The organism is Gordonibacter massiliensis (ex Traore et al. 2017) (genome assembly GCF_019731765.1).
In the GTDB taxonomy this organism is placed as follows: Bacteria; Actinomycetota; Coriobacteriia; order Coriobacteriales; family Eggerthellaceae; genus Gordonibacter; species Gordonibacter massiliensis.
Map to the genome: position 1 here is coordinate 402,203 of NZ_JAASIO010000001.1, position 25,080 is coordinate 427,282.

General features: G+C 64.2%; 28 protein-coding genes and 3 tRNA genes. 24 read left to right on the forward strand and 7 right to left on the reverse strand.

Translation table 11 applies throughout. The annotated features are described in order from the left end of the window. Positions 1 to 10 precede the first annotated feature (10 nt). From HCH03_RS01695 to HCH03_RS16545, 16 genes are all read left to right on the forward strand, one after another. Positions 11 to 589: a hypothetical protein gene (locus HCH03_RS01695; protein ID WP_221688100.1), complete on the forward strand. Its 579-nt coding sequence runs from the start codon at positions 11 to 13 to the stop codon at positions 587 to 589. A 13-nt stretch (positions 590 to 602) separates the two neighbouring features. Next, entirely contained in the window at positions 603 to 890 is a 288-nt protein-coding gene (locus HCH03_RS01700) for a hypothetical protein (RefSeq protein ID WP_221688101.1), read from the forward strand. Between the two features lie 62 nt (positions 891 to 952). Further along, positions 953 to 1,354 carry a hypothetical protein gene (locus HCH03_RS01705; protein WP_221688102.1) on the forward strand — a complete coding sequence of 134 codons (402 nt, stop codon included), beginning with the start codon at positions 953 to 955 and terminating at the stop codon, positions 1,352 to 1,354. Between the two features lie 172 nt (positions 1,355 to 1,526). Next, positions 1,527 to 5,945, forward strand: a complete 4,419-nt coding sequence (locus tag HCH03_RS01710; protein WP_221688103.1) for a phage tail tape measure protein — start codon at positions 1,527 to 1,529, stop codon at positions 5,943 to 5,945. A 1-nt stretch (position 5,946) separates the two neighbouring features. After that, positions 5,947 to 6,792: a hypothetical protein gene (locus HCH03_RS01715; protein ID WP_221688104.1), complete on the forward strand. Its 846-nt coding sequence runs from the start codon at positions 5,947 to 5,949 to the stop codon at positions 6,790 to 6,792. 3 nt (positions 6,793 to 6,795) lie between these two features. After that, the gene (locus HCH03_RS01720) at positions 6,796 to 7,260 is read left to right on the forward strand and encodes a hypothetical protein (RefSeq protein WP_221688105.1); all 465 of its coding nucleotides are present in this window, start codon (positions 6,796 to 6,798) and stop codon (positions 7,258 to 7,260) included. A gap of 1 nt (position 7,261) precedes the next feature. Next, positions 7,262 to 8,962: a phage tail protein gene (locus HCH03_RS01725; RefSeq protein ID WP_221688106.1), complete on the forward strand. Its 1,701-nt coding sequence runs from the start codon at positions 7,262 to 7,264 to the stop codon at positions 8,960 to 8,962. Beyond that, entirely contained in the window at positions 8,963 to 9,256 is a 294-nt protein-coding gene (locus HCH03_RS01730; protein WP_221688107.1) for a hypothetical protein, read from the forward strand. Between the two features lies 1 nt (position 9,257). Further along, a complete protein-coding gene (locus tag HCH03_RS01735; protein ID WP_221688108.1) occupies positions 9,258 to 10,649 on the forward strand; it encodes a hypothetical protein in 1,392 nt (463 codons plus the stop codon). 3 nt (positions 10,650 to 10,652) lie between these two features. Continuing rightward, complete coding sequence (locus HCH03_RS01740) at positions 10,653 to 11,828, forward strand: hypothetical protein (RefSeq protein ID WP_221688109.1); 1,176 nt, start codon at positions 10,653 to 10,655, stop codon at positions 11,826 to 11,828. A gap of 9 nt (positions 11,829 to 11,837) precedes the next feature. Continuing rightward, a complete protein-coding gene (locus HCH03_RS01745; RefSeq protein ID WP_221688110.1) occupies positions 11,838 to 12,497 on the forward strand; it encodes a carbohydrate-binding protein in 660 nt (219 codons plus the stop codon). 5 nt (positions 12,498 to 12,502) lie between these two features. After that, the gene (locus tag HCH03_RS01750) at positions 12,503 to 12,910 is read left to right on the forward strand and encodes a hypothetical protein (RefSeq protein WP_221688111.1); all 408 of its coding nucleotides are present in this window, start codon (positions 12,503 to 12,505) and stop codon (positions 12,908 to 12,910) included. A 12-nt stretch (positions 12,911 to 12,922) separates the two neighbouring features. Further along, positions 12,923 to 13,171, forward strand: a complete 249-nt coding sequence (locus tag HCH03_RS01755) for a phage holin (protein WP_221688112.1) — start codon at positions 12,923 to 12,925, stop codon at positions 13,169 to 13,171. Continuing rightward, entirely contained in the window at positions 13,161 to 13,295 is a 135-nt protein-coding gene (locus HCH03_RS16540) for a hypothetical protein (protein WP_281421039.1), read from the forward strand. Before HCH03_RS01755 ends, HCH03_RS16540 begins: the two co-directional genes overlap by 11 nt. Then, positions 13,282 to 14,067, forward strand: a complete 786-nt coding sequence (locus HCH03_RS01760) for a hypothetical protein (RefSeq protein ID WP_221688113.1) — start codon at positions 13,282 to 13,284, stop codon at positions 14,065 to 14,067. The genes HCH03_RS16540 and HCH03_RS01760 overlap by 14 nt, the downstream gene beginning before the upstream one ends. Positions 14,068 to 14,069: 2 nt before the next feature. Beyond that, entirely contained in the window at positions 14,070 to 14,195 is a 126-nt protein-coding gene (locus HCH03_RS16545; protein WP_281421040.1) for a hypothetical protein, read from the forward strand. Between the two features lies 1 nt (position 14,196). Here HCH03_RS16545 and HCH03_RS01765 read toward each other — a convergent pair whose 3' ends face one another. After that, entirely contained in the window at positions 14,197 to 14,442 is a 246-nt protein-coding gene (locus HCH03_RS01765) for a hypothetical protein (protein ID WP_221688114.1), read from the reverse strand. A 79-nt stretch (positions 14,443 to 14,521) separates the two neighbouring features. Between HCH03_RS01765 and HCH03_RS01770 the strand changes: the two genes are divergently transcribed. After that, positions 14,522 to 15,289, forward strand: a complete 768-nt coding sequence (locus HCH03_RS01770; RefSeq protein ID WP_221688115.1) for a hypothetical protein — start codon at positions 14,522 to 14,524, stop codon at positions 15,287 to 15,289. Positions 15,290 to 15,340: 51 nt separating this feature from the next. On the opposite strand, the gene HCH03_RS01775 is transcribed toward HCH03_RS01770, so the two are convergent. Beyond that, on the reverse strand, positions 15,341 to 15,559 hold the full coding sequence (locus HCH03_RS01775) for a hypothetical protein (RefSeq protein WP_221688116.1): 219 nt from the start codon (positions 15,557 to 15,559) through the stop codon (positions 15,341 to 15,343). Between the two features lie 75 nt (positions 15,560 to 15,634). Continuing rightward, positions 15,635 to 15,844, reverse strand: coding sequence for a helix-turn-helix domain-containing protein (locus HCH03_RS01780; protein ID WP_368042402.1), 210 nt, complete (start codon positions 15,842 to 15,844; stop codon positions 15,635 to 15,637). A gap of 353 nt (positions 15,845 to 16,197) precedes the next feature. Between HCH03_RS01780 and HCH03_RS01785 the strand changes: the two genes are divergently transcribed. After that, entirely contained in the window at positions 16,198 to 16,470 is a 273-nt protein-coding gene (locus HCH03_RS01785; protein WP_221688117.1) for a hypothetical protein, read from the forward strand. A 235-nt stretch (positions 16,471 to 16,705) separates the two neighbouring features. Here the strand turns inward: HCH03_RS01785 and HCH03_RS01790 are convergent. Beyond that, a tRNA-Ser gene (locus HCH03_RS01790) sits at positions 16,706 to 16,793 on the reverse strand. 104 nt (positions 16,794 to 16,897) lie between these two features. Here HCH03_RS01790 and HCH03_RS01795 point away from each other — a divergent pair. The 5 genes from HCH03_RS01795 (at position 16,898) to HCH03_RS01815 (ending at position 21,906) form a co-directional block, all read left to right on the forward strand. Next, positions 16,898 to 17,386, forward strand: a complete 489-nt coding sequence (locus tag HCH03_RS01795) for a nucleoside deaminase (RefSeq protein ID WP_221688118.1) — start codon at positions 16,898 to 16,900, stop codon at positions 17,384 to 17,386. Positions 17,387 to 17,399: 13 nt separating this feature from the next. Further along, complete coding sequence (ispE, locus tag HCH03_RS01800) at positions 17,400 to 18,476, forward strand: 4-(cytidine 5'-diphospho)-2-C-methyl-D-erythritol kinase (protein ID WP_246599454.1); 1,077 nt, start codon at positions 17,400 to 17,402, stop codon at positions 18,474 to 18,476. Between the two features lie 219 nt (positions 18,477 to 18,695). Further along, positions 18,696 to 19,250 carry a LemA family protein gene (locus HCH03_RS01805; RefSeq protein WP_080144217.1) on the forward strand — a complete coding sequence of 185 codons (555 nt, stop codon included), beginning with the start codon at positions 18,696 to 18,698 and terminating at the stop codon, positions 19,248 to 19,250. A gap of 258 nt (positions 19,251 to 19,508) precedes the next feature. After that, positions 19,509 to 21,434 carry a hybrid sensor histidine kinase/response regulator gene (locus HCH03_RS01810; protein WP_221688119.1) on the forward strand — a complete coding sequence of 642 codons (1,926 nt, stop codon included), beginning with the start codon at positions 19,509 to 19,511 and terminating at the stop codon, positions 21,432 to 21,434. A gap of 94 nt (positions 21,435 to 21,528) precedes the next feature. Continuing rightward, positions 21,529 to 21,906 carry a guanylate cyclase gene (locus tag HCH03_RS01815; protein WP_080144220.1) on the forward strand — a complete coding sequence of 126 codons (378 nt, stop codon included), beginning with the start codon at positions 21,529 to 21,531 and terminating at the stop codon, positions 21,904 to 21,906. A 141-nt stretch (positions 21,907 to 22,047) separates the two neighbouring features. Here HCH03_RS01815 and HCH03_RS01820 read toward each other — a convergent pair. After that, positions 22,048 to 22,138 (reverse strand) — tRNA-Ser (locus HCH03_RS01820). A 62-nt stretch (positions 22,139 to 22,200) separates the two neighbouring features. Between HCH03_RS01820 and HCH03_RS01825 the strand changes: the two genes are divergently transcribed. Further along, a complete protein-coding gene (locus tag HCH03_RS01825; protein WP_368042403.1) occupies positions 22,201 to 24,222 on the forward strand; it encodes a DUF2207 domain-containing protein in 2,022 nt (673 codons plus the stop codon). Positions 24,223 to 24,271: 49 nt separating this feature from the next. On the opposite strand, the gene HCH03_RS01830 is transcribed toward HCH03_RS01825, so the two are convergent. Continuing rightward, positions 24,272 to 24,358, reverse strand: a tRNA-Leu gene (locus tag HCH03_RS01830). A gap of 126 nt (positions 24,359 to 24,484) precedes the next feature. Continuing rightward, the gene (locus HCH03_RS16250) at positions 24,485 to 25,066 is read right to left on the reverse strand and encodes a sugar O-acetyltransferase (RefSeq protein WP_246599455.1); all 582 of its coding nucleotides are present in this window, start codon (positions 25,064 to 25,066) and stop codon (positions 24,485 to 24,487) included. Between the last annotated feature and the right edge of the window lie 14 nt (positions 25,067 to 25,080).

The window sequence follows — 25,080 nt, forward strand, 5'->3', positions numbered from 1 at the left end:
TTGCTCATACATGGCAATCGTAAACGAAACCATTTTCTCGGAATACGACGTGAAGGTACTCAACTTCATCTTCGGCGAAGGGGAGAACAAGGAAGTGTGGCCCGTCAAGGTCATCGGAAAGCTCGAAGAGGAGAGCGAGGTGCGCAAGCTCATCAAAAAGGGACGAGGCGTGACCATCAAGAACCGCACCTGGGGAACCGGCGCGGGCACCTTGAAGCTGACGGCGCACATGCCGTACGCGCTCTACATCAAGCTGCACGGCATGGACGCCGAAGACCTCGCCGACGGCGTGAGCGCCTACGGCCGCGACTCCCGCCATCCGGCGGCGACCGTCACGGGCGACGTGTTCGACGAGGACGACGTTGAGAAGTTCAAGGCTTGGCCGTCCTGCGTCGTGTCGACCGGACCCGCGCGCTCCATCGAGAACGGCGCGGAGGAAGTCGCCGAGACCGAGCTCGAAATCGGCTTCTCCCCCGACGAAACGGGGCGCGGCATGTACGAGGCGCTGGCGGCCGGGCTCTCCGACGCCATCAAGACCGGCTGGATGGAATCTTTCACGCCGGACCTCGTCGCGGCGCCGAAAGCGTAAGGGGGCGTCCGACATGGGCGAAACGCGAACCACCGCCAGCAAGACAGCCGCCAAGAACGCGGCGAAGGAACCAGCCAAAGAAGCCGTGTGTCCCGAATCCATGGAAAACACCGGGACGGAAGCATCCGTGGAAGCAACCGGGACGGAAGCCGAGCAGGTGCACATGGTCGCGGTCGTCGTCACGAGCAAGTTCAAGGACCGCTGCACGGGAAAGCTCAACACGGTTGGCGACGTCATCGAGGTCACGCAGGAACGCCTCGACGAGATCCTTGCGGCAGGCGATTACGTCAAGAAGCAGTAGCAATCCAAGAGCGGGGGGGGGCGGTCATCCTGCCACCCCGCTCCTTTCGGAGGTAGTTCCAAATGGGAAAAGAATACCCGAGCACCACCATCGTCTACGAGATGATGGACGGAGAGGCGCGAATGACGCTGCAGATGCACGCGCTCTACCAGCTGTGGAAACGGAACAAGGAAGTATGGGACGACTACAACGGCATCACCACGGGCAAATCTGAAAACGGCGAGCTCGACACCGCGAAGCTGCTCTACGCGGCCTATCTTTGCGCCTGCTACAGGGACGGTGCGGACGACCGGTACGGCTCGTTCGAAGAATTCCTCATGAACCTACCGCCCGACCGCGCCGCGATGCGCAGGGCGTACCAGGAGATGTGCGCTCCAAAAAAAGCACGGCCTTCCGCGACGCTTTCGAAGAGCGCGCCCGTGGAACGAAGCAGAAAATCAAGGTTCCGTCGTTCGAGCTCCTAGAGCCAGACGACTACTACACCTATTACGTGATGGTCCTCGGAATATCCGAGGGCCTTTTCTTTCACGCGGATTTCTCGTTCGTCCGGGCCGTCGCGGACAGTAAAGGCGCTTACGACGCATGGCTTGCGGGAGAGCGCGAGCATCTTGCCGAGAAAAACAGGGGGTGAAAAGAATGGCAAGCAAGAACGAGGCCAAGGTAATCTTCAAAGCCGTGGTGGACCAGTTCGAGCAGGGTATAGAGCAGGCGAAAACCTCTGTAACCGGGCTGAACGCGCAGCTCCGGCTCAACTCGCAGGAGATGACGAAGAACGGGACCTCGACGCAGCTCCTGTCGCAGCGCGTCGATCTTCTGACGAGCAAGCAGCGCGAGCAGCAGGCGGTCGTCGGCGGCCTGGAAAACAAGCTCGAGGCGGCGCGCTTCGTCTACGGCGAGAACAGCACCGAGGTCAAGAAGCTGGAAAACCAGCTCACGAACGCCAAGGCGACGCTCCAATCGTACGCGAACCAGACCGAGCAGGCGCGCCAGAAGCTCGCGCAGTCCAAAACGGAGTACGGCCAGACCACGCAAGCGATAAAGCTCCAAGAAGCGGAGTTGAAGCAGCTGAAGCAGGAGTACGCCAACGTGGTCGTCGCCGAGGGCAGGAACTCCGATTCCGCCAGAGAGCTCGAAGCGAAGATCAGGGGCCTTTCGACAGAGCTGGGCCAGAACAAGGAGAGGCTTCAGCTCGCCGACGACGCCGCCGACAAGCTGGGTGACAGCTACAGGACCGCCGCGCAGAAAGCCGACGCGTTCAAGGAGGCTACGCAGAAGGTCGGCCAGGGCATGCAGGCGGTCGGGCGCGGCTTGACCGTGGGCGTGACGATGCCGGTCGTAGCTGCCGGCGCCGCCACGGTCAAGGCGGCGGTCGACATCGACACGGCGCTGACCGGCGTGAGGAAGACCGTCGACGGAACCGAGGAGCAGTACCAGCAGCTGAAGCAGGCCGCCATCGACTTCTCGCTGACGAACGCGGTCGAACCGTCGCAGATCCTCGACATCCAGGCCCTCGGCGCTCAGCTCGGCTTCGCGATCGAGGAGCTCGACGAGTTCGGGCAGGTGGTCTCCGGCCTCGACATCGCCACGAACATGGACGCCGACCAGGCGGCCACGGAGATGGCCCAGTTCGCGAACATCACGAAGATGAGCCATGAGGAGATCAGCAACTACGGCTCGGCGATCGTCGGGCTGGGGAACAACTTCGCCACGACCGAGTCGGACATCTCGTCCATGGCCATGCGCCTGGCGGCGTCGGGCACGCAGGTCGGCATGAGCCAGGCCGACATACTCGGCCTCGCGACGGCGCTCAGCTCGATGGGCGTGGAGGCCGAGGCCGGCGGCACGGCGATCAGCACCATCATGGCCCAGATCGACAAGGACATCGCCCTAGCCGGCGAGGCCATGGCCGGCACGACCGGCATGACGCAGAAGGAGATCGACAAGGTGAACGGCGCCCTCGAGACGTGGGCGTCGACGGCCGGCATGTCTGCGCAGGAGTTCTCCGACGCGTGGAGGAACGACCCCGTGCAGGCTCTCTCGGCGCTGCTGTCCAACATGGAGGCCACGACCGCCGAGGGCGGCAACATGTCCGTTATGCTGCAGGATCTCGGGATCGACTCGATCCGGCAGGCCGACGTCATGAAGCGCCTCGGCGGAAACTCGCAGTTCGTGGCCGACGCGGTGTCGAAGGCCAACGCGGAATGGAGCGCCAACACCGCGCTCTCGAAAGAGGTCGACAACCGCAACCAGTCGCTCGCCGCCCAGTTCGATATGCTGAAGAACCGCGTCACCGCCGTAGCGGACGACGTGGGAGGGCCGCTCGCGGCCGCTCTTCTCGATGTGGTCGAGTGCGCGGAACCGCTCATAAAGGCGATAGCGGACGGTGCCAAGCAGTTCTCCGAGATGAGCGAGGGCGAGCAGCGGGCCGTCCTGCAGGCGGTCGCGCTGTCGGCGGCCATCGGCCCCGTCCTCAACCTGTTCGGCAAGGGCGTGAGGAACATCGAGACGTTCGGCAGCGTGCTGCAAAAGGTATCGAAGTTCTTCGCGACGGTCGATCAGAACACGTCGCAAGCCGGACGCTCGATCAAGGGCTACACGGCCGAGACGAAGGCGTCCGAAACCGCCGTGAAGAAGCACGCGGACACGGTCAAGATGTCGTCGGTCGCGATGGGAGCCGCCAAGACGGCCGCCATGGGCCTCGCTGCGGCATTCGTCGGTTCCCTGGTGATGGCCGTCATCGACTTCGCCAGGGAGATGGGAGAGGCGGAGAAGCGGTCGAAGGAAATGAAGGCCGCGAACGAGCGCCTGTCATCATCCCTCGACGGCCTGCACTCCGGCACGTCCTCCGCCTCGGCGTCGCTGAAGGAACTTGGCGCCACGGCGGCAGACGTGAAGGGGAAGGCGGACGAACTCGCGCAGGCTCACGCCGATCTTGCCGACTCGCTTGCCGACACCATGAACGAGGCGGGGTCGAGCGCCGGCATGCTCGGGCATTACATGGACACGATCCACGAGCTCGGCACCAAGTCAAACCTTACGGCTGGCGAGCAGGCGCTGCTGAAGGACGCCCTCGACAACGTGAACGAGGCGTGCGGAACGTCGTTCCAGATGACGAACGACGCCAACGGAGCCCTGTACGGCCAGGTCGACGCCATACAGGCCGTCGTGGCGGCGCAGCAGGAGCGCCTTCGGTACGAGGCGGCGAGCCAGGGCCTCAAGGACCTGTACCAGGACGAGGCCGAGAGCCTGATGGAGATAGCCCGCCTCGAGTCCGAGCGCGACGCCCTGACGGAGAAGATGAAGGGCAAGAAGGTGTCCGAGTGCCGCGAGGAGGCCGAGGCCTACACCCAGGTGATCGACGCGCTCGACGAGGAGCGCGCGCACCACGACGCCACCAACGACGCCATCAAGCGGTACAGCGACTACCTCGCGGAACTGGGGTCGCAGATCGGCTCGACAAAGGAGGACATAGCGGGATTCATCGCCAGCAACGGCGAGCTCTCGCAGGCGCTTTCCGACTCCGGCGTCGACGCCGACGCCCTGTCGCAGGCTCTTTCCCAATGCGGGATCTCCACGTCCGACCTGTCCGCTAAGTCGGCCGAGGAGCTTTCGGCCATGCTGTCGAGCTTCGACGGCAACCTATCCAGCATCGTCGGCATGTGCGACGCGTACGGAATCGAGATACCGGGCAAGATCGCAGACGGCATCTACGAAGGCTCCGGCCAGGTGACGTTCGCGGCCGGATCAATCGGCGAGAAGGTCATAAGCGAGCTCACGGGCAAGGACTACAGCCAAACCGGCGTCACGGTCGACCAGGGCATGGCCGAGGGCATGGGAGACGGCCTGGAAGCCGCCCTCGCCGCCGCAGGATTGGGCGACGAGGTCATCAAGGCCATCATGGAGGCCCTCGACGCGCACAGCCCGTCCCGCAGGGCCAAGGAGGCCGGCGAGACGGTTCCCGCAGGGCTGGCCGAGGGGATCAACGGTTCGAGCGAGCCGGGAAGCGCGGCCGCCACGCTCGGCGACATGGTCGTGGACGCCCTGGGCCAGGCCGTCGAAGGAGCCTTCGGCATAGGCGAGGCGACGGGCTCGGAGTACGCCTCCGGCGTCGGCTCGCAGACGGGCAGCGCGCAAGGGAGCGGCGCCGGCGTCGCAGGAGGCGCCACGTCGGGGCTTTGGACGGGCGACGCGTCGGGCGGCTCCGCCCTCGGCGCCGCGTTCGCGAGCCTTCTCGGCGACCAGTATGGAAACGCGCTCGCACAGGCTACCGGCGTCGCGTCCGGGGCCACCTCCGGCCTCGGAACGGGCGACGCGTCGCCCGGGTCGAAGCTCGGCGGCGAGTACGCCTCCGGAGTCGGCGGCCACGCCGGCAACGCGCGCTCCCAGGGCGGCGCCGTCGCGTCGGCGGCAGGCGGCGGGCTCCGCTCGCAGAACGACAACGCGTCGTCGTGGGGCGGCCACCTGGTGCAGAACTTCGCGGCCGGCATACGGGGCATGATCGACTTCGTGGCCGGAGCCGCGAACGCCGTCGCTTCAACGGTTGCGGGCATCCTGGGCCACACGGTGCCCAAGGAGGGCGTCCTTCGAGAGGGCGGCAAAGGCGAGGCGGTCTGGGGCGAGCACTTGGTGCGGAACATTGCAACAGGCATGCGCAACGCCCGACCCGAGATCGATGCGGAGGCCGATGCCATTGCCGCGTCCCTTGCAGACATTGCGAGAACATCGGCCGTCATCGACTTCTCAGGAGGCGGAGCATTCGGGTCGCCTCTGGAAATCTCGATGAGAGGAAAAGTGGATTCGTCGGCGATGAGGAAGACGCTGAACGACGAGCTCAACATGCGCGTGCAAGATTCACGGCGTATCGAGGCGGCCACGAGTGCCGCCGTTATAAACGACAGGTCGGCTGATCGGATCGTCTCGGCCATCGAAAAGCAGAACGAGTCCATATCGAAAATGCGCATCGACTTGGACGGAAAGTCGGTTGGGACCATCGCAACACCGTTCGTCGATCGGGCGATGTCCGTATCTTCAGCAAGGAAAGACGGGGGGTTTTAGAGTGCAGGAAGAATGCATCGAGGCGGGCGGGCTCAGGTCTGACGATATGGGCTTTTCGATTCAGGTCGAAGATACACCTCCGCAAGGCAAGTTCTACACCATCGACATCCCCGGCGGAAACGGCGTCATCGACGTGACCGAGGCACTCGCCGGTGATGTCGTTTTCTCGAACAGACGCCACGTAATCACGATGACTCACGAGAATCCCGAGGTAGATTTCGAGCGCGTGAAAACGAAGGTGATGAACGCATGGAACGGCAGGCGGTTGAAGTACCGCCTGAGCCGCGACCCTGGCTACACCTACGACGGCAGGTTCAGCGTCACTGCATTTTCAGACGATTTCGAGCCATTCCCGGTGATCACCGTGACGATTGACGCGCAGCCTTACAAATCGAAGGGTGTGCAGACCTTCCGAGTTAACGCGGCGGGCGGCATCGTCGTAACGCTCGAAAGCGGCCGCATGCCGGTGTGCCCCACGTTTGAATTTGCCTCGGAAACCATAGTGGACGCCAACGGCTGCTTTGCCCGGATGCAACCCGGAAGTTACAAGATAAACGACCTGTGGCTGTCCGAAGGCACCAATGAAATCTACCTCAACAGCTACCTCGGAGACGGAAACGTCCCCATGTCCACTTACGCCGATGACTTGATCGGCGACTATGCGCGCAACCGCATATCCGATCTCATTTGGGACGGCGTCAGGGCCGGGGCCGTGCTCATCTCGGATTGGGAGCTCGACACCATCGGCATGCACGCTGGCGAGCGCATCGTGGATGCCGAGTTCGGCGTGAGCGCCGAAAGCGAGAGATACGCCGTTTACATCGACTACGATTGGAGAGATTTGTAGACCATGGATAGCACAACCAACATCAATCTTGAAAAACCCGCACAGTCTGACACATTCGCCCAGTTTCTCGAGGCAATCAACCTTAATTCTGACAAGCTCGATGCGCTACCGCTTCCGGTTGGATATGGGTCCAACTCGCAAATGGAGTACCTGAAACTGGCATGCGGCGTTATCGCAATGTGGGGGCATTTTGACCACGGATCCAATTACAAATGCACAACCACGCTGATACCGGGAACAAGCTACTGCTCGAAGAGTTTTAAGGTCAACTACCCGATACCTCTCGTCGACAGCAATCCGGTTGTCCTTACGAGTTGCGTCGACTCTGCAGCAATCGAGTGCAAGGCCAGTCCGCGCGCGGCGAGCTACTCCAGCGTCGACATCATCTACTACTGCCCCACCGAAGAACCAAGCAACTCTACGCGTACTAAATCGTGCGATATTCTGATCATCGGAAAGTGGAAGTAAGATGTATCGGATATTGTGCGGCAACGATATAGTCCACGACGCAAGGTCAGACGTAGAAATCGCCTTTGAAAAATCATGCGACTTCAATCTGAACGCCTCCGATACCCTTAAATTCAAGCTGGCGAGAACGCATCCGCTTTACAAAAAAATCGAGATAAAGGACAAAACGCGCGAGCTCGTCCTTGTCGATGGGGACACGGTGAGGTTCCGCGGCAGGGCGCTTGATTGCGAAGAAGATTTCGACGGCAACGTGCTCTACACGTGCGAAGGAGAGTTGTCGTACTTGAACGACAAAACGCTCCCGCCGTACTCGACGACATCGGACGACGTGCCAAGCACGGTTGACGGCTTGTTTAACTGGTACATTTCGCAATACAACGCGAAAGCGGATGCGCGAGATCGGTTCATCGTCGGCATAAACGAGGGCGCCATGCTCGACCCGAACAATCACATCCTGCGCGAATCGAGCATGAGGCCGAATGTTTCGAGCGAAATAAAGGAAAAGCTGCTCGGAAAACTGGGCGGATATGTGAGGGTGCGCCACGAGGGAGATTTGCGTTATATCGACTACCTAGCCGGTGGGGGAACCACAACCGCGCAACGCATAGAGTTCGGCGTGAACTTGCTCGATTTCGCAAGGCGAAGAGACTCGACTGGCTTTTGCACGAAGCTCATCCCGATCGGAAAAGGCGGCGACAAAGAAGTAACGATAGACCAGCTGCCCGATGGCCCTCTTCAAGCTGGATTCGAGAAAGCGGGAAACGGCATTGTCAGCGTAGGCAATGCGAAAAAATACGGGATTATCGAGCGCGTTGTCGAATTCGAGGATATCACGCTCCCCGAAAACCTGCTGCAGGCTGGCATGCGAAATGCCGCCAACGTTCGGTTCGGGGACACGATGGAACTGACTGCGGTCGACTTGCATATGATCGATGAAAATATCGACCGGCTTATTCTCGGCAACTACATCAGGGCCACTTCGAGGCCGCATGGGTTCGACGAGTACTTTATCTGCACGAACATGCACCTCGACCTCGATAACGCAGATCAATCGAGGTATACGCTTGGCAGCGAATACGACACCCTCACCGGCAAACAATCATCGAAGATCGCCTCGCTAAACTCCTCGATCAATAAGCAGTACGAGGCGGTACAGGGCATCGACCAGACGGCCAAGGAAGCCGCCGCCAAGGCCGATGCCGCCGTGGTGGACTCGTGGGACGAGTACGCGGTGTCCGACAGCAACAGCGACCCTCCGGCGGACGGGTGGTCGTCCGACCAACCAAAATGGGAAGAAGGCCGCTACATCTGGCGCAGGCCCGTCACGGCGCGCGGAGACGGCACGACGGTGGAGGGCTCGCCGGCCGTCATGACGGGCAACCCCGGCAGGGACGGCGAGGACGCGGTGCTGGTGCACATCGACTCGTCGGCAGGCAACGCGTTCAAGAACAACTCCGTCTCGACCGTGCTGCGCGCCGTCGTGTTCCACGGGACGCGCCGCCTGCCGGACGGAGCCGCCCTGAGGGCCGAGTTCGGGCCGACGGCGCGGGTCGAGTGGCGGTGGCAGAGGATGGGCGAGGACCGGTTCGGGACCATCAGCGCCTCGGACTCGCGGCTGTCCGAGGACGGGATGGCGCTTGCGATCAGCCCGGCCGACGTGGACGAGAAGACCGACTTCCTGGCGAGCCTGGTGGTCGGGTAGATGGGAGGACTCATGGAAGGACCGGGATTGGCGCTGCGCGCGCGGGTCGTCGACGGCAGGTACTCGATCAGGGCGGTCGTCGTCGACGGCGGCGGCGCCGAGCTCACGCCGGCGGAGGCGCGCGCCGAGTATGGGGACGGCCTGCGCGTACGGTGGACCGAGGAGCCGGACGGCTGCGAGCCCCGCGGGATCGGCGCGGACGACGGGCGGGTCGGCGAGGGCGGATGGGCGCTGTCGGTCGATCCGGCGAACACGACGATGACGGCCGAGCTGGTCGTCGACGAGGAGGCATGACATGGCGGTATTGGGCACGGCCCAGATAACGCTCGTCGACCTGACCGACGCCTACGGCGTCGTCATGACGAGCGAGTCCCACACGTTCCCCGGATCGACGAGCGCGGCGCTCGCCGGGAGCGTCACCACGCAGATCGTCGCGATGCGCGGCGCGGAGCAGGTGCCCGCGAGCGTCGTGCTGTCCGAGGTGTCCAAGCCCGCCGGTGTCACGGTGACGATGGACTCGGACAAGACCTCGCCGACGCTCACGGTGGCGGTGAGCGGGAGCGTGACCTCGGGCGGCGTCGTGCGGATCCCCGTGCACATCGGGGACGTGACGATCGTCAAGGAGTTCAGCTTCGCCATCGCGTTCAAGGGGGCGACGGGCGCGCAGGGCGCTGCTGGCGCGTCGGCCACGACGGTCGTATGCGGCAACGACTCGCAGTCAATCCCCTGCACCTCCGCCGGATCGACCTCGGCGGCGAGCACGATCACCATCCCGTTCGCCGGGTACGTCGGCACCTCACGCGCGGCCTGCACGGTCGCGGCGAGCGGGCTCCCGAGCGGAATCTCGGTGAGCGCGAACACGGCGGCCACGGACTCGGCCGACGGCTCCCTCGTGCTGGCGGTCGAGGCCGGCTCCGCGCTCGGCTCGGCCGCTGCGCTCTCGGGCACGATAACCCTGACGTTCTCGTGCAACGGCAAGACGTTCGCGCGATCCTTCGGCTGGTCCAAGGCCAAGGCCGGGGCCGCGGGCGGAACGGGGGCTCAGGGAGCGCCCGGGATGCCGGCGACCAGCGTCGTGTGCGGCAACGAGGCGCAGGCCATCCCGTGCACGGCGGGCGGCCTCGTCGCCGCCGCGTGCACGATCACCATACCTTTCGCGGGATACGTCGGCACGTCGAGGGCCGCCTGCACGGCCTCCTACTCGGCGCTGCCCTCGGGCGTGACGCTCGGGAGCAACACCGCCGCCACCGCGTCCGCAGACGGCTCCCTCGTGCTCAACGTGGCCGCGAACGCGACGCTCGGAGCTGCGGCCACGCTCACGGGCGCGATCGAGCTGACGCTCTCGTGCAACGGGCAGAAGCTGGCGAAGCTCTTCACCTGGACCAAGGCGAACAAGGGCCAGACCGGGGCCACGGGCGCGACCGGCTCGCCGGGGGCGGACGCGCTCACGCTCGTGGTCACGTCGAGCAACGGGACGATCTTCAAGAACTCGTCCGTGTCCACCGTCCTCACCGCGCACGTCTACAAGGGCGGCGCGGAGCTGACGGCGGCGCAGATCGCCGCCCTGGGGACGGTCAAGTGGTACAAGGACGGCGCCGCGTCCGCGACCGCGACCGGCACGACGCTCACCATCGACGCGGGCGACGTCGCCAACAAGGCCGACTACGTGGCCAAGCTGGAGGGCTGAGCCATGGCCGTCAAGGCCAGCGGCAGCATAACCCTCGCCGTCGTCGTCGACGTCGCAAGCGTCGCGCGCTACTACAGGCTGCAGTCCTCCACGCTCGCCAAGCCCGCCAAGCCCACGGCGAACCCGCCATCGGGCTGGACGGCGACGGAGCCGGCGTACACCGCGGGCGCCACCAACAGCCTCTACACGTGCGAGCTGACGGTGCTGTCGGATAACACGTGGTCGTACTCGGACGTGTCCCTGTCCAGCTCCTACGAGGCCGCCAAGCTTGCGTACAACGAGGCCAAAGCCGCCCAGGACGCGGCCGAGGAAGCGGCAAAGACGGCCACGAGCTACCTGGAGTACACGAGCGCCGGCCTGGACGTCGGCAACAGGTCCGGCGGCAAGTGGAGCGGCTTCCGCACGCGCATGGCTGCGTCCGCCTTCCAGGTGCTCGACGCGGCGGGGGCGGTGCTCGCGAGCTACGGGGCGTCCGCCGTCGAGCTGGGGGTCGGCGCGGCCAACGCCGTCATCAAGATGTGCGGCGGCAGGGCGCGCGTGTCGTACGGCGGAAACACGCTCACGGTGGCCTCCGACTCGGGGGCCGGAGGCGCGCGCATCAGCTCGGGGGCGGCCGACGTGGCCACGTCCACGGTCGCGAGCGTGATGGCGCACAACAAGGGATCGATCCAGACCGAGGGCGCGAGGGTCGACATCGCGTCGACCGACAAGCCCCGAGCCCTGCTGTTCGCCCACGAGCTCGCGCTGTGGAACAACGCCGACCTCAACAATCCGGTGTACCTGGCCGACACGGGCAGGGCCGGCGCGATGCTCTCTGGACGCGACTGGGTCGCCTACAGCGTGTCGGGGTACTCCGGCCTCCGCCGCGTCCTGCCGGGGGGCCGCGTCGAGGTCGTCGGCACGGTCGTGAGGACGATGGGCGACTACCATTGCGACCTCATGAGCTTCGACACCCTGCGTTCCATCCTCGGGGCGACGGCGGCCCAGGTGCCGACCGAGTCCCCGAGCATCCACGTGGCCGTGACCAACGGGCACTGGGAGGCAAACGCCGCCAGCCTGGAGTCGCCGCAGGCGTCCCAGACCGGGGTGATCCGCGTCACCAAGCGCGACCCGGCGGGATCGTGCGTGGGCTCCATCCGCATCAACTACCGCATCCTGCTCACCAACACGACGCTTTAGGAGGCGCGCATGGTAGACGAGGAGATGATGATGGCCGCCGTCGTGGCGGCGGGCGGGGCGGAGTACGCCGCCGCCGTCTACGGCGACTCCCTGGCGTTCGAGGGGGACGCCCCGCCCGTCGGAGAGGTCTTCGAGGCCGTCTCGATAGCCTACGCCAACGGCGACTCCTACGAGTCGTCCGTGCCGGTGGCGTTCGAGGCGGCGCGAGGCCCGGAAGGCGACGGTCGGGCGTGGGCGCGCCTGGCCCCCGCAGAGCCGGTCGAGCGCGCCGCGCGCGAGGCCCGGACGGCAATGGCGGTGGGGCTCGTGCTCATGGGCGCCGGCCTGCCCGACGAGGCGGCCCTGCGCGTGGCCGAACTCTACCCGGAGTGGGAGGCGGGCGAGAACTACGAAGCCGGCCAGGTCGTGCGCTTCGGCGGCCTCTACCGCTGCGCGCAGGCGCACGCCTCGCAGGACGGTTGGGAGCCGCCGAGCGTCCCCGCCCTGTGGATCGCGATCGCCCCGCCCGGCGACGTGCCCGAGTGGGCCGCCCCGGGCGGGGCGCACGACGCCTATGCGGCTGGCGACCGCGTCATGCATAACGGAGACATATGGGAGAGCCTGGCGGACGGCAACGTGTGGGAGCCTGGGACGCAGGGTGCGCCCTGGGCGCTGGCAGAGAGGGGGTGATGCATATGGACGACCTCATGGCGGCGATAGGCGCGTCGCTGGCCCACGCAGGCCCCGAGTACATCCTGGCGCTCGGAACCATAGCGGTCGCGGCATGGGTGGCCGCCAAGGCCATGCCGCTCTACGCCGACAACCGCGACAAGCGCCTCGACATCGAGGCGGCGCGCGAGCAGCGCAAGGCCGAGGAGTCGGCGCGCATGGACGAGCGCGACCGGGAGCGCGCCAAGCTGGAGGGCCGGTGGCTCGAGCAGTACGAGCACGCCACGCAGGTGCAGCAGCAGACCAACGCCGTCATGGCCGGCGTGGAGGCCCAGATGACCACGCTCAACGCCACGCTGTCGGACAGCAAGGACAGGAGCCGGGACATGGCCAAGGAGATGCACGAGGTGCACCAGGTGATAGTCAATCAGTAGAGAGGATCGGACATGGAGAAGGGCAATTGGACAACCGAGCGCGTCATCGCGATCGCGCGCCTCGCGTGCAGCCTGGCGGCGTCGGTCGCGGCCGGATGCGGCCTGGCGCTGGACGCGGACGCGCTGTACATCGGCGTTACCTGCGTGCTGGCCACGGCGTGCTACGCGTGGAGCTGGTGGAGCAACAACAACGTCACCAAGGCCGCCCAGGACGCTCAGGCGTACCTGGACAGCCTGAAGGGGGGCGGAGATGGACGCTAAGACTTTGGAAGAGCTGGTGGCCGAGACATGGCCGGAGGCGGAGCGCATGGAGCCGACCGAGCCCAGGGCGATGACGCCCGAAGAGGCGGCGGCGGTCATGGAAGGCGAGCATGGCGACGCCTAGCGAGGTGGCGGCCCTGCTCCACGCGCACCTCTGCGAGCACGGATGGCACGGCTACACGCAGGGGCCGGGCCGCTGGGGCGACGGGGAGGGCGTCTGCTCGCTGGACATCGACGGCGAGACGTACTCGGTGGGGCAGGGAGACCGCGACTGCTCGAGCAGCGTCATCGACTGCTGGCGGCAGGCGCTCCGGGGCACGCCGTGGGAGGGCAGCCTGGACGGGGCGACCTACACCGGCGACATGCGCCGCGTGTTCGTCGCCTCCGGGCTGTTCGACTGGCGTCCCATGGGGGACGGCTACATCGCGCAGCGCGGCGATATCTACCTCAACGAGCGCGACCACACGGCCATGTGCCAGTCGGCCGAGCCGGACATGCTGAGCGAGTTTTCGATCAACGAGTACGGCACCATCACGGGCGGGCAGGTGGGCGACCAGACGGGCCGCGAGAGCCGCGTGCGCTCGTACTACGACTACCCGTGGGACGGGATACTGGCCTACAACCACAAGGCGGACGGACATGCGCCCGCATACGATACGGAGGCAACCATGCAATGCATCATCCAGCCCAACGGACTGGGCAAGCTGTGCTGGTTCGACGGCCAGCGAATCCACTACCTGCACCACCCCGACGAGGTGACCGCCCTCAACATGGTCCACCGCGCCTGCTGCGGCCGCGACATCCCGTGCATCGCGCTCGGGGAGCCCGACGCCCCCTGGGCGAGCCGCCTTCTGCAGGCGGTCGGCGAGGACGATCCGGGATTCGAGTCGTTCTAGCGATGGCCGTCTTGGTGGCGCGGGCCGTGCTCGCCGTCGTCGCGCTGGCAGTGCTGCTCGACTGCCTGCACGGCATCGTGCACGTGCCGACCAAGGACGAGCGGCGGGAGGCGTGGCGGCACAGGTGAGTCAGTTGAACGGTATGGCGGGAGACAGCGACGCCGCGTCGGCGCTGGGGCGCGGCCTCTCCCAGTCGGCCATGAACGTCGACAGGCCGCCGTAGGACATCCTGCAGGTGCGCTCGCCGTCGCCCACCTCCACCTCGAGCGACAGCCGGTCGCCTTCCACGATCTCCACCAGGTAGCGCCTGCCGGCGAGCACGGCCATGCCGCCCTCAACCCTGCTGTCGCCCCTGTACACGAGGTACGCGCCCACCGCCGTCTCCCTTCGCCTTGGCTTACGGGCGTATAATACAGACCGGATCGGTAATGTTCAACGTCTGGAGGGAGCAGCGATGGGAAACGATATGACGCGCAAGGGGTTCCTGGCGGCAGCGGCGGCTGCGGGCGCTGCAGCTCTGGTTCCGAGCGTGGCGGTGGCCGAAGAGCCGGACGGCTCGGAGGCGGCCCCGCTGGCCGCGCTCGACGTGGAGCCGGTGGAGGGAGCGGAGGCGCTCGCGGGGAGCGAGTGGGCGGCGATGGCCGCAGGCTCCCCGATAGACGTCGTGAAGTCCCACAGCGGCATGCACGTCATGAACGCCCCCGGGTACTTCGTCTTCACGGGATGGGACGAGGAGCACGACTGGCCCGCAGACCTCGGGTTCGGCTTCACAGGGGAGAGCTTCGCCGTGAAGGCTCGCGACTTCAACATTTCGACATTCGGCGTCCACGGGAAGCTGGCCGACTGGGTGGTCGAGTCGGGCACGTACGGGCCGTGGAGCTACAAAAAGTACGCGAGCGGGACGGCCGAGTGCTGGATACGCCGTAGCTACGACGTCCCGATGGACGCCTGGTCGCCGTCGAGCTTCTACCCGCAGGGCTACGCGGCGAGTGCCGGGTACTGCTCCGGACTGCTCGACTACCCGTTCCCCTTCTCGGAGCCGCCTTGCGAGACCTTCTCCCTTCTCGGGGTCGAGGGCGGCCTGTGCGAGGCCTTCGCCCATTCGATCCAGCCGAACACCTCGACCAGATCCGGGTACTACCAGGTGTACCGAACCGCCTTGCCGGAGGCGGCGACGGTCACGATGTCGTACTCGATGGCCGTTCGCGGCAGGGCGTCCTAGCGGCCGCCCCAGTTTCGGACGGGGCCGCATCGCGCGATGCGGCCCTTGCGCCTAGCCCTCGTCTATCCCGTCGAGGGCCGCGTCGGCCTTGTCCAACGCGGAAGTGAGGTCGACGAGCATGTTGCGCGCAATGTACACGACGCTCGACACGTCGCGCATGTCGGCTGCGCCCTGCATGTCCTCGTACACGAGGTCCATTATGTAGGCCAGCCCGTCCAGCGTGTCGGCCGCCACGGATATCGCCCTGCTCGCTTCTCGCTTGTCCTCCATTTTCCAAACACCGTCCTCGTCGATAGGGAGGTCCCTCGGCGGCGTTCCCTGCACGGCGCCATTCTCGCCCAATCGTCAGTCGTCCGGCACCCTCACGAGGATGTCGCCAGGCTGGCAGTCCAGCTCCTCGCACAGCGCGTCGAGCGTGGCGAAGCGTATCGCGCGGATCTTGCCGGTCTTGATATGGGACAAATTGGCGTTCGTGAGGCCGACCCGCTCGGCGAGGTCTATCAGCTTGACCCCGCGCTCGGCCATGACCTCGTCGAGTCTCGTCTCTATGGCCACGGCGACCCTCCTTCCCGGTGCCGCCCGTTCGTGCGCATCTGGGCAAACACCATCTTTGACCTGCGGAGATAGATTAGCCGGATCGTAATTTTATTGACAGATGATAAATCTGGCGGCATAGTATAGCAGAGGGATTCCACGGGCCGGCTGAGGCATTCCGGCAAAACAAAACTGTTGAAAACAGCGTATTCGTGCTGTGGGCGGAGCTTTGCCTGATTGGGTTGAGAGATGTGATTGGAGGTGATTTTTGAGGAAGTTCGTGCGGGCAGAAAAGAGGGCATCCCCGCGCCTAGGAAACGTATGGGATGCCCGACAAACAGCAGGCTTACAGCCTGTAGTAAGGACATTTTAACATGAAAGACGATAGCGTGCTCAACGGTGGAAATGCATCGCAAAAATGCTCTGAAGGGGCAGACGAAGAGTTTTTTGACATCGATGATCTGTGCTCAGACAGGCTGCGAGCGGCTCGGTTAATCTGTGAAACTATAGCGCGAAAACTCAACGTTGTGCAGAGATCCATCAATCAGTCAGATAGTTCGGTCGTCTCTGAGTTTACCAAGCAGAGCGTCAAGGAAATCGGTCTTTACATTTTGCTGCTTCGAGACGCTCTCCAAGTATGCCGATGATCGTGCAGCGCGATAATACATCGTGCCGTTAAGATATTGTCCGTTCGCTGCAATTTAGTTGATGACTCATCACGATGGCACAGCAATAGAGCTTACTCCACGGGGTGCCAATTACTGTGCCATCGTGTGCCATCTTAGGGAGTTTTAAGGGGCTTTAGAGTATAAAACGAACATAAGTTTCCATAAAAGCCATTTAGTTTGATAATCAAAATCATTTATTTGATCAGGTAAAATATGGCGGAGGCGGTAGGATTTGAACCCACGAAGCCTTGCGGCTTAACAGTTTTCAAGACTGCCGCCTTCAACCACTCGGCCACGCCTCCGCATCGATGGGCGCATGTCGGAACGAACGCGCAGCGCGTGCGCGTGCGGTGCTTTTCGCATCGTATTCCCGAATGCACAGGTAGGATACCATATAATAGACGGTATGACCGATGAAGACTACATGCGCCTGGCGCTGGAGGAAGCGCGGCGCGCCGCCGAGCTGGACGAGGTTCCCATTGGGGCCGTGGTGGTGTACGAGCCCATCGACCCGGCCACGCGTCGACCTTTGGCCGAGCCCCGGGTGATCGCGCGGGCATGCAACCTACGCGAGACGACGCGCGATCCGGCCGGGCATGCGGAGTTCCTAGCCATGAAGCAGGCGTCGGCTGAGCTCGACGCATGGCGGCTCATGGGGTGCACGGTCTACGTGACGCTGGAGCCGTGCATCATGTGCGCGGGCCTCATGCATCAGGCGCGTATCGACCGGTGCGTGTTCGGCGCACCCGACCCCAAAGCCGGTGCCTTGGGCACGCTGTACCGCATTCACGAAGACGAGCGACTCAACCACAACTTCGAGGTGGTTTCCGGCGTGTTGGGTGACGAATGCGCCGATGCGCTGCGGGCGTTCTTCGCGCGCAAGAGAAGGAAATGAACGGAGTTCTGCGATGACGCAATCGAATGAAGACAACCGCCTCGACAGCCTATCGGGCACCGCGCGGCCGACGCCGCCCGCGCCAGCCGCTGCGGGCGCGGGCGATCCGCACGCGGTCGACATGCTGGCCGCGGCGCGCGCGGCCCAGAAGGTCGACGTCGCCCCGTTCTCCGGTCCCGATGCCGTGAAGCTCATCGCGCCCGCGAAGGTCAACCTGTTTTTGGGCATCGGCGAACGGCGTGACGATGGGTACCATGAGGCGCTGAGCGTCATGCATGCGCTCACCATGCACGACGTGCTTCGCATGAAGCTGCTCCCGGCTCGCCCCGGCCCTGCGGGTTTGAGCATCGACCTGGAGTGCCGCTTGGCCGAAGGGCTCGCGCCGCTGGACGTAGCGCTCGAGGACAACATCGTGAGCAAGGCCATCCGCCTGCTCGCGCAGGCCGTGGGAAGAGACGTCGACGAGACCATGGCCGTTCACGTGGAGAAGCGCATTCCCGCCGAAGCGGGCTTGGGCGGAGGCTCGTCCGATGCCGCCGCCGCGCTGGTGGGCGCCGCACGGTTGTGGGGGCTGCGTGCCGACGATCCCCGCATCGAGGATACCGCACGCTGCCTGGGTGCCGACGTGCCGTTCTTCCTGCATGGCGGATGCGCCGTGTTCGACGGGGTGGGCGATGCGTTCGTGCATGAGATCGCGCCCATGGGCTCACCGGTCGTGCTGGTGAAGCCCGAAGGGGGCGTTTCCACGTCGGCTGCGTACCGCGCGTTCGACGAGCGCCCCGTGCCGGTTTCGCCAGCCGACCGCGAGGCGGCGCTCGGGGCCACGCGCGCGCAGGACGTGCCGTTGCGCAACAACCTGGTGGGCGCCTCCGAGTCGTTGCTGCCTGCGCTTGCCGACGTGCGCGCCTGGGCGGAAGAATGCCCCGACGTGGAGCAGGCGCTCATGTCGGGGAGCGGGTCCGCAGTGTTCGCTCTGTGCGACACGTTCGAGGCCGCTGGCCGCGCGGCTGCCCAGGCGCGCATGCGTGGATGGTGGGCGCACGCCACCACGTTCGGACGCGTGCGAGCCGCGGAAGTTCCTGCGAGCTAGCCGTTTTCGGCGGTCGCTCTATTGGGCGGCTCTCCTTCAGGGGAGCCGCCGTGCCGACGATGCGGCGTTGGGATGGTGGCCGACGGGCCGCGTTCGGTACCCTTTCGAAAGTTTTTTCCAAAATCCAGTGGGATAGTTATATTTACAAAACCATTCCTTATTCCTCTTATATGCCTTGTGATGATAGAATCCCAGTTACGTAATAGCTAAGGAGGACTTATGAGCATCCCACTGATCGTCATCCTCGTCATCGTCGTTGTTCTGGTTATCGCGATAATCGGCCTGTACAACAACCTGGTGAAGCTGCGCAACATGGTGGACAACGCCTGGGCGCAGATCGACGTACAGTTGCAACGCCGTCTCGATCTCATTCCGAACTTGGTGGAGACCGTCAAGGGTTACGCCTCGCACGAGCGCGGCACGTTGGAAGAGGTCACCCAGGCACGCACGGCCGTGATGAACGCGCCTACACCCGAAGGCAAGATGCAGGCCGACGGCATTCTGACCGGTGCGCTCAAAAACCTGTTCGCCGTGGCCGAAGCCTACCCCGATCTCAAGGCCAATACGAACTTCCAGCAGCTTCAGTCCGAGCTGTCGAACACCGAGGACAAAATCAGCTACATGCGTCAAAGCTACAACGACACGGTCATGAAGTTCAACACGGCTATCCAGACGTTTCCGGCCGTGCTGTTCGCCGGCATGATGGGCTTCAAGCAGCGTGACAGCTTCGACGCTGAGGCCGGGGCGGAAGTCGCTCCAAAGGTCCAGTTCTAGCAGCGATCATCCAGCGCCCGCCCAACACATGCGGCGGGCGCCCCTTTTCAATCAAAACTCTGTCTCCGCATCGTCGTTGGACGGCGGTGCGGACGGGCCCGCCCGGGGTTGACCCTGCCTTGGCGCGCTTACCGCAGACAAGAGGTCGGAAGTGGTTCTATGACGCGCGTATCCCATAGAGTGAGAGGGCTTGGTCGCGAACATGTCGCGCAGGCCTTCGACGCTCGCATGCTCTCGTTTGCAACAACGGTCGTTCTCGTGGTTCTGCTCGTGGTGTTCTATGCGGTGATGATGGTGAACATGAAGGCGATCTCCGACAGGATCGACGAGATCAACACGCACCCGTACCCGGTGACCGTGGCCGCAGGCGAGGCGGAGACCTATCTGGTGCAGTTGCGCACCCTGGCCGAGCGCCTTGCCTACGTGAGAACGCCCGAGGCCGTCGACGCCGTGGAGGCCGAGTACGAAAGCATCGACCGAGAGATCACCGAGCCACTTGCCGTTATCGCCGATCAATGCAGGTCTTCCCCTGAAGCGGCCGCCGCACTTGTCGAGCGCTACGATACGTTGAAGGCGGAGCAGCGGCACTTGATAGCCCAATGCCGCGATCCCCTCTCTGCGGACGCCGACGTGCAGCACACGGTCGACGAGCAGGTTGATCCTCTGATCGACGGCATGCTGGAGCTCAACGCCGAGGTTATCGACCACTCGCGCCAGTCGTTCTCGTCGCTGTTCGACCTGGCTGTCAAGGCCTGCACCGAGACGGCGGTGTACGCCAGCGTCCTTATGGCCGGCGTGCTGGCCGTGCTCGCCATTTTCCTGGTAACCGTCAGGCGCAGGAATGCCGAGCGCGACCGGTTGCAGAAGAATCTCGAGGCCGCCCTCGAAACGGCGCGTTACGCGAGCAAGGCCAAATCCCAATTCCTCGCCAGCATGTCGCATGACATCCGCACGCACTGCTCGGCCATCGTGGGATTGACGGAGATAGCGGAACGCCACGTAGACGACGTGGAGCGGGTGAGCGAATGCCTATCGAAGATATCGCTTTCATCGCATCATCTGATCAGCCTGATAAACGACGTGCTCGACATGAGCAAGATCGAAAGCGGGCAGCTCATGCTGAGCGACGAGCCGTTCAGTTTGGAAGAGCTCATTTCCATCATCGAGGTGATCGCGCAGCAGCAGGCGCATACGAAGCAGCTCTCGTTCGTCGTGGAGGCCGCGAACGTCGCCGGGGTTTACGTGCGCGGCGACGCCCTGCGCGTGCAGCAGGTGCTGTTGAACCTTATCGGCAACGCCGTGAAGTACACCGAGCCCGGCGGCAAAGTGCGCCTGCGCGTGGATTTGGAAAGGCCGGGGTGCGTTTCGGCGGATCGGGCACGTTGCAGGGAATCGATTATGGTCTTGCGCGACGAGCTTCCCACCAGCGGTTTTCCGAATGTTCCGTGCGGCGGGCAAGGGTCGTGCGGAATCGTGCTGTACCGGTTCGAGATCGAAGACAACGGCATAGGCATGACGGCGGATTTCGTCGGCCGCATATTCGATCCGTTCGAGCGGGAGCGCACCGACGAGACGCGCGGCATCGAGGGAACCGGCCTCGGCATGTCCATCACGAAGAGCATCATCGACCAGATGGGCGGCACCATCGAAGTGAGCAGCGAACGGCATCGCGGCACGAAGTTCACCGTCGAGCTGCCGTTGCGCCTGGAAACCGCCGACGTCGCCACGGCGTTGACGTCCGAAGGGGAGCCTCCCGTGCTTCCGAAGCGCGTCGACTTTTCGGGCGCTCGCGTGTTGCTGGCCGAGGACAACGACATCAACGCCGAGATAGCCTGCGACATCATCGGTCGCACGCGCGCCGAGGTCACGTGGGCGCACGACGGTGCCGAAGCGGTTAAAGCCGTGCTGGAGGTGCCCGAAGGCTGGTTCGACATCGTGTTCATGGACGTGGAGATGCCGAACATGAACGGATTGGAAGCGTCCCGCGTGTTGCACGAGACCTGCGAGCGCGAGGGCCGTGCCCGGCCGGTCATCGTTGCCATGACGGCGAACGCCTACGTGGAGGATCGGACGCGCGCCTTCGAAGCCGGCATGGACGACTACGTGGTGAAGCCCTTCGGGTTCGCCGACCTGTGCGATGTGATGGACGCGCATGTGCCCGCACGCACCGTGTCGAGTACGTAGCGCCCGGTGAACGAGCAGGCAAAGCGCGCCGCAGCTTTGGTATGATGGTCGTGTTGAACGGAAAGGCTGCAAACGCGTTGAAAGGAGCGGGGCGATGATAGCTAGGCTTTCGCGCATCGTGCCGCTGCTCATCGTTTTGGCCGTGGTCGCGGCCATCGTGTACTTGGTGGCGGCGTGGCGCTACTCGCCCAACCGCGGCAAAGAGATACTCATCAAGGCCTTCACCTGGCTGACGGGGATTCTCTCGGGCGTTTTTGCGCTGGTGAGCCTGTACGCGCTTCTCGACGGCAACGAGCTCATACTCGACTTGGGGCTGAGCTTTCTCGTCGCCGCGCTCATCGGCCTGGCGATCACGCGCATCTGCCGCGCCGTGTTCGTGCGGAACCACCCTGGCTGGAAGAAGAAGCCCATGAAAACGACGCGGCCGGACGACCACCCCCGGCGCCCGTTCACCCCGCCGTGGAAAAGGTAAGACACTCGAGAGGGACAGGCCCTTTTCCGAGATAATCCCACCCTATGAGGCTTGGATCCACGAAAACCCCGCGTGCCTACAACCCGGCGGTGGCTCCTGAAAAAGAAAACATCCCCGGTGGGGATGTAGATGACAAATAGGTGGCGGAGAAGCAGGGATTCGAACCCTGGATACCCTTGTGGGGTATACTCACTTAGCAGGCGAGCACCTTCGGCCTCTCGGTCACTTCTCCGCTATAATAGGTGCGATTCGCTATGATACCGTGACCACCTCGAACTTGCAAGGAGATTGACCGTGCAAATCACGAGTGATCCTCATAATGCCGCTGTCGCGCCCGTCCGGCGCTTCCTTGCGACCCGCGTCGCGCTGATTCTCGCTGCGGCGGTTCTCGCGGCGGTTGCGCTGTTGGCCGTGTCGCCCTCGTCGGCGTTCGCCAAATCGTACGACATGACGAAGGTGGACATAACCGCCCAGGCCGAGACAGACGGATCGCTGCATGCGGTGGAGCAGCGCACGTTCGACTTCAACGGCGACTTCACGGCCGTGTGGTGGACGTTCAGCGGGCTGCCTGCGAACGCCGAGCTCAAGGTGAACTCCATGCGCATGGCCCAGGTGGACGCAAGCGGCAACGTGACGGGGGAGTGGGAGACGCTGCCCAGCGTACCGTTCGTGCTGAGCTGGCGCGATTCCGGCGGTCCCGGCACGGATGCGTACTCCGTCGACCTGCCGAAGAACACAGTGTACGCCTTCTTCAACGTGTCGGACGAGAAGGCGGTGATAGAGCTGGACTACACCGTGGTCAACGGCGTGCAGGCGTACAAGGACGTGGGCGAGGTGACTTGGAAATACGTTTCCGACCAGTGGGAGGAGGCGTCCGAGAACGTCACAATGACGCTGGCGCTGCCGGTTCCGCAGGGTGCGGACGTGGTGCCCGGCGAGAACGTGCGCGCTTGGGGGCACGGCCCGCTTGACGGATCGCTTTCCATCAACGCCGACGGCAGCATCACGTACACGGTGCCCCGGGTGAACGCCGGGCAGTACGCCGAGGCGCGCGTCGTGTTCCCTGTGGAGTGGCTCACGAACCTTTCGCCCGAAGCCGCGAAGCTCCATTCGAACGTAACCCATCTCGACCAGGTGCTCACCGAAGAAGCGGCCTGGGCCGACAAGGCCAACCGCGATCGCGTGCTGTCGCTGGCCTTCATCATAGGGTGCGGCGTGGTGTGCGTGCTGCTCATCGCATGGGCGCTGTGGTCCTACTTCAGGTTCGGGAAGGAGCACGAGCCCGATTTCACCGAAGAGTATTGGCGCGACGTGCCCGATCCGAGTGTACATCCCGCCGTTATCGGGCGGCTGTGGCGTTGGGATCGCGAAAGCCAAGACGACTTCACGGCCACGCTCATGCACTTGTCGCACGTGGGGGCCATCCGCATCGACCGCGGCAGCTACGAGAAGCCCAAGAAGTTCGGCGGCACGGAAACGGTGGAGGACTACTACCTCACGCGCGTGCCTGCCGTGGCCGACACGATGACGAACCCCATAGACACCCAGACGCTCGGACTGCTGTTCGGCACGATAGCCGGTGGACGCGATTCGCTGTGGTTCGGCACCATCCAGCAGTATGGCAAAGACCATCCCGACGACTTCGTCAGCTCCATGAAAGGATGGCAGGGCATCCTGTCGGCCGAAACCAACCGTTGCGATTTCTTCGAGGCCAAGGGCAAACGCTACCAAGGGTATCTCGTGGCCCTCGCCATCGTGGTGGCGCTGGCGGGCGTGGGCATCGGCGTTATGACGGAGAACTTCATCCCGCTCGTGTTCATGCTGCCCACGGCTATCGCGCTGGGTGTGATAGGCAACTACATGCCGCGCCGCAGCGTGGCGGGCAACAACCTGGTGGCGAAGTGCAAGGCGTTGCGCAATTGGCTGCGCGACTTCTCGTCGCTCGACGAACGTCCGCCCACCGACGTGAAGGTGTGGGGCGAGTTCATGGTGTACGCCTACGTGTTCGGCATTGCGAAGCAGGTCATGCACGAGTTGCAGACGCGGGTGCCCGAGCTGTTCGAGCCCGATGCGGGCATGGCGTACGGCTACGGTTACGTGCCGTGGTGGTTCTGGTACGCGCCCACGCACGGTGCCAGCGGTGCGATCATGCCCTCGGCGAGCGATCTGCTGAACACATCCGTGACGAACACCATGAACACCGCACAGGCTGCGATTTCAGGTGCGAGCGGCAACTTCTCGAGCGGCGGCGGCTTCGGCGGCGGCTTCTCCGGCGGCGGAGGCGGCGGCTTCGGCGGAGGCGGCGGCGCGCGGTAGCAGAGACAACGAAAAGAGCCCCGGACTCCGGGGCTCTTTCAATTTCAAATGGTGCGGGTGAAAGGACTTGAACCTTCATGGGGTTGCCCCCATACGGACCTGAACCGTACGCGTCTGCCAATTCCGCCACACCCGCACAACGCGGCTTCTTATCGAAGCGGTTGATTATGATACCTTAGTCCACCGTTTGTGACAAGAAGAATTTTACATGACGCCCGTAGCGGCGCATTCGCACGATCTTGCGCCGACCAGGGTATCTGGTTTATTCGACATCGTTTTCCAGCTCCTTCACGATCCGTGCGGGCACGCCCGCCACCACGCAGTTGTCCGGCACGTCCTTGGCCACCACGGCTCCGGCGGCCACAACGACGTTGCTGCCGATGGTCACCCCGGGCAGGATGGTGCAGTTGCCGCCGATCCACACGTCGTCGCCGATGGTCACGGACTCTCCCGTCGCCAGCTTCCGACGGCGGCCCGCCGGCGACAGCGGATGCCCCACCGACGTGATGAGCGTGTTCGGGCCGATCATGCAGAAGTCGCCTATGCTCACCGGCGCGATGTCCAGGATGGTGACGTTGTAATTGGCTAGGAAGTCCTCGCCCACGTGGATGTTCTTGCCGTTGTCGCAGTTGAAGCCCGGCAGCACGTTGGCCACCTCGCCCACGGAGCCGAACAGCTCCTTGACGATGGCGTAATGTCCCTCGTAGTCGTTGGGATCGAGCGCGCGCAGCCGGGCGCACTGGGCGGCGGCGCATTTCTTGCGTGCATCGACCTCGGGATCGAGCACGCAGAACTCATGCCCTGCATCCAGCTTCTCCAGCTCGGTCAGACGTTCAGCGTTCATGGCGTTCCTTTCGT

Excerpts from the sequence above, each read along its gene's own strand:
- HCH03_RS01695 (WP_221688100.1), top strand. The coding sequence starts at position 11 with ATGGCAATCGTAAACGAAACCATTTTCTCGGAATACGACGTGAAGGTA.
- HCH03_RS01700 (WP_221688101.1), top strand. The coding sequence starts at position 603 with ATGGGCGAAACGCGAACCACCGCCAGCAAGACAGCCGCCAAGAACGCG.
- HCH03_RS01705 (WP_221688102.1), top strand. The coding sequence starts at position 953 with ATGGGAAAAGAATACCCGAGCACCACCATCGTCTACGAGATGATGGAC.
- HCH03_RS01710 (WP_221688103.1), top strand. The coding sequence starts at position 1,527 with ATGGCAAGCAAGAACGAGGCCAAGGTAATCTTCAAAGCCGTGGTGGAC.
- HCH03_RS01720 (WP_221688105.1), top strand. The coding sequence starts at position 6,796 with ATGGATAGCACAACCAACATCAATCTTGAAAAACCCGCACAGTCTGAC.
- HCH03_RS01725 (WP_221688106.1), top strand. The coding sequence starts at position 7,262 with ATGTATCGGATATTGTGCGGCAACGATATAGTCCACGACGCAAGGTCA.
- HCH03_RS01730 (WP_221688107.1), top strand. The coding sequence starts at position 8,963 with ATGGGAGGACTCATGGAAGGACCGGGATTGGCGCTGCGCGCGCGGGTC.
- HCH03_RS01735 (WP_221688108.1), top strand. The coding sequence starts at position 9,258 with ATGGCGGTATTGGGCACGGCCCAGATAACGCTCGTCGACCTGACCGAC.
- HCH03_RS01740 (WP_221688109.1), top strand. The coding sequence starts at position 10,653 with ATGGCCGTCAAGGCCAGCGGCAGCATAACCCTCGCCGTCGTCGTCGAC.
- HCH03_RS01745 (WP_221688110.1), top strand. The coding sequence starts at position 11,838 with ATGGTAGACGAGGAGATGATGATGGCCGCCGTCGTGGCGGCGGGCGGG.
- HCH03_RS01750 (WP_221688111.1), top strand. The coding sequence starts at position 12,503 with ATGGACGACCTCATGGCGGCGATAGGCGCGTCGCTGGCCCACGCAGGC.
- HCH03_RS01755 (WP_221688112.1), top strand. The coding sequence starts at position 12,923 with ATGGAGAAGGGCAATTGGACAACCGAGCGCGTCATCGCGATCGCGCGC.
- HCH03_RS16540 (WP_281421039.1), top strand. The coding sequence starts at position 13,161 with ATGGACGCTAAGACTTTGGAAGAGCTGGTGGCCGAGACATGGCCGGAG.
- HCH03_RS01760 (WP_221688113.1), top strand. The coding sequence starts at position 13,282 with ATGGCGACGCCTAGCGAGGTGGCGGCCCTGCTCCACGCGCACCTCTGC.
- HCH03_RS16545 (WP_281421040.1), top strand. The coding sequence starts at position 14,070 with ATGGCCGTCTTGGTGGCGCGGGCCGTGCTCGCCGTCGTCGCGCTGGCA.
- HCH03_RS01770 (WP_221688115.1), top strand. The coding sequence starts at position 14,522 with ATGGGAAACGATATGACGCGCAAGGGGTTCCTGGCGGCAGCGGCGGCT.
- HCH03_RS01775 (WP_221688116.1), bottom strand. The coding sequence starts at position 15,559 with ATGGAGGACAAGCGAGAAGCGAGCAGGGCGATATCCGTGGCGGCCGAC.
- HCH03_RS01785 (WP_221688117.1), top strand. The coding sequence starts at position 16,198 with ATGAAAGACGATAGCGTGCTCAACGGTGGAAATGCATCGCAAAAATGC.
- HCH03_RS01795 (WP_221688118.1), top strand. The coding sequence starts at position 16,898 with ATGACCGATGAAGACTACATGCGCCTGGCGCTGGAGGAAGCGCGGCGC.
- ispE (WP_246599454.1), top strand. The coding sequence starts at position 17,400 with ATGACGCAATCGAATGAAGACAACCGCCTCGACAGCCTATCGGGCACC.
- HCH03_RS01805 (WP_080144217.1), top strand. The coding sequence starts at position 18,696 with ATGAGCATCCCACTGATCGTCATCCTCGTCATCGTCGTTGTTCTGGTT.
- HCH03_RS01815 (WP_080144220.1), top strand. The coding sequence starts at position 21,529 with ATGATAGCTAGGCTTTCGCGCATCGTGCCGCTGCTCATCGTTTTGGCC.
- HCH03_RS16250 (WP_246599455.1), bottom strand. The coding sequence starts at position 25,066 with ATGAACGCTGAACGTCTGACCGAGCTGGAGAAGCTGGATGCAGGGCAT.